The organism is Janthinobacterium sp. PC23-8 (assembly GCF_002250505.1).
Classification (GTDB): Bacteria; Pseudomonadota; Gammaproteobacteria; order Burkholderiales; family Burkholderiaceae_D; genus Janthinobacterium.
In genome coordinates this window covers 1-2,639 of record NZ_NJGY01000008.1, presented here as the reverse complement: position 1 = coordinate 2,639, position 2,639 = coordinate 1, and the positions used below count along the sequence as shown (strand labels likewise).

Annotated in this window: 1 protein-coding gene; it reads left to right on the top strand. The window is 64.3% G+C overall.

All coding sequences use genetic code 11. The features are described from left to right. Window positions 1-2,639 (top strand): GLUG motif-containing protein (locus tag CD932_RS27945; RefSeq protein WP_303396108.1); only part of this gene is annotated, 2,639 nt, incomplete at both ends.

The window sequence follows — 2,639 nt, the reverse complement described above, 5'->3', positions numbered from 1 at the left end:
GCCGCCGGCAAGCTGCTCAAAACCGTGGTCAACAACACCGGCGTGATCGAGGCGCACACGATAGACACGCGCGGCGGCAGCATCAAATTGCTGGGCGACATGCAGACCGGCACGGTGAACGCGGCCGGCACGCTGGACGCCAGCGCGCCGGCTGGCGGCAACGGCGGCTTTGTCGATACCTCGGCCGCGCACGTTTATATCGCCGACGGCATCAACGTCACCACCAAAGCGGCCAATGGTTTGTCCGGTACATGGCTGATCGACCCGGTCGACTTCAACATCGCCGCGTCCGGCGGCAACATGACAGGAACGACGCTGTCGAACAACCTGAAAAACGGTGTCGTGCAGATCCTGAGCACCAACGGCACCGGCGGCACGGCCGGCGACATCAATGTCAACGATACCGTCTCATGGTCGGCGAATAAACTGACGTTGACGGCGCAAAACAATATCAACATCAACCAGCCGCTGCGCGGTTCCGGCACGGCCAGCCTGGCGCTGGAATATGGGCAGAAGGCGGTCGCGTCGGGCAACAACGCCACCTACAATGTCAAGGCCGAGATCGACCTGCCAGCGGGCGATAACTTCAGCACCAAGCTGGGCAGCGATACGGTGACGGCGACGACCTACACGGTGATCACCAGCCTGGGCGCGGCCGGCAGCACCAGCGGCACCGATTTGCAGGGCCTGAAAAATGCGTTGTCCGGCAACTTCGTGCTGGGCGCCAATATCGACGCCACCGGCACGTCGAACACGGCGGTATGGGGCGCCAACCGCTTCACGCCGATCGGCACCACCACCGTGCCATTCACGGGCCAGTTCGACGGCCTGGGCCATGTTATCACCGGCTTGAGCAGCGGCACCACCACCAGCAACAGCTCTGTCGGCTTGTTCGGCACGATCAACTCTGCGGCGAAGGTGCGCAATATCGGCCTGCTCGGGGTTGCGATCACGTCCAACGTGGCGAGCGGCAGCTACGGCAATGTGGGGGCGCTGGTCGGCTTCAATTATGGCGGCACCATCAATAATGCCTATGTCGGCAGCGGTACCCTGACGAGCCCCGGTATCGTGGCGCTGGGCGGCCTGGTCGGGAAAAATTCCGGCACCATCAGCAATAGCTACAACAACGCCGCGCTGCTGGTGACGACAAATAGCCCCAGCGCTCTCGGTGGGCTGGTCGGCAAAGCCGGCGGCGGCGGCAGCATCAGCAACAGTTATAACAGCGGCACGGTGACCTCGAATAAAGCCGCTGCCGGCGGCCTCGTCGGCACCAACCTGGGCAGCATCACCGACAGTTTCAACACCGGCGCCGTGACTGCCGGTACCGGCGCGGGCGGCATCACCCCCTCCAATGGCACCAGCTCCGGCATAGGCCTTATCACCAACAGCTATAACACCGGCGCCATCTCCGGCGCCGGGCAAGTCGGCGGCGTAGTTGGTAGCAATATGTTGAAGGGGACCATCGCCAATAGTTACTCGACCGGATCGGTGATGGCCGCAGCTACGACCGGCACCGTTCGCGCCTACGGTGGCCTGGTCGGCGAAAACCGGGGCACCATCACCAACAGTTATGCCACCGGCGCCGTCAGCGGCACGGTCGCGACAGGCGGCGTGGTGGGTTCGAGCCCGGCCAGCGGCACGATCACCAATGTTTATTCGTCCGGCGCGGTGAGCTTGATCACCAACGGCACCGGTACCGCGGGCGGGGTGGTCGGGAACATGGGCAATACCAGTTCGATCAGCGGCGGCTATTACAATGCGACGGTGAACTCGACGATATCGGCCCTCGGCGTCAACAGCACCAGTGGAACCGTCGCCTCGCTCAGCGGGCTGACAGCGACGCAAATGCAAACCGCAGCGAACTTCGTCGCGTTCATCTTCACGGCCAGCACCGGCCAGTCGGGCAATAACTGGGTCATGGTCAACACCGACGGTACACTCAACGGCGCGGGCAACGCGACAGGCGCCACCGGACCGATGTTGTCTTCCGAGTACAGCACCACGATCAACTCGGCGCATCAACTGCAATTGATGGCGATGAACCTGGCCGGCAATTACACGCTGGGCCGCGACCTCAATGCGGCGACGACGGGCCTCTCGACCGACGTCTGGAATGGCGCGACCTTCGTTCCGGTCGGCGCCAGCACGGCGGCGCCGTTTACCGGGACCTTCGACGGCGCCGGCCACGTGATTTCTGGCCTGGTCGTCAACCGCCCCGGCACGAATGTCGCCGGCCTGTTCGGCGCCACGTCGGGCACGGCGATCGTGCGCAATATCGGCCTGGAAGGTGGCAGCATCGGCGGCCAGGATGATACGGGGGCGCTGGTCGGCAACAATGCCGGCACCATCAGCGGCAGCTACAGCACCATGAGCGTGACCGGTACCGCCAACACCGGCGGCCTGGTCGGCAACAATGCCGGCACCATCAGCGGCAGCTACAGCACCATGAGCGTGACCGGTACCGCCAACACCGGTGGCCTGGTCGGCAACAATGCCGGCACCATCAGCGGCAGCTACAGCACCATGAGCGTGACCGGTGCCACCAACACCGGCGGCCTGGTTGGCAACAACAGCGGCACTGTCAGCAACAGCTACGCCTCGGGCGCCGTGACCGGCACCAACACGGTGGGCGGCCTGGT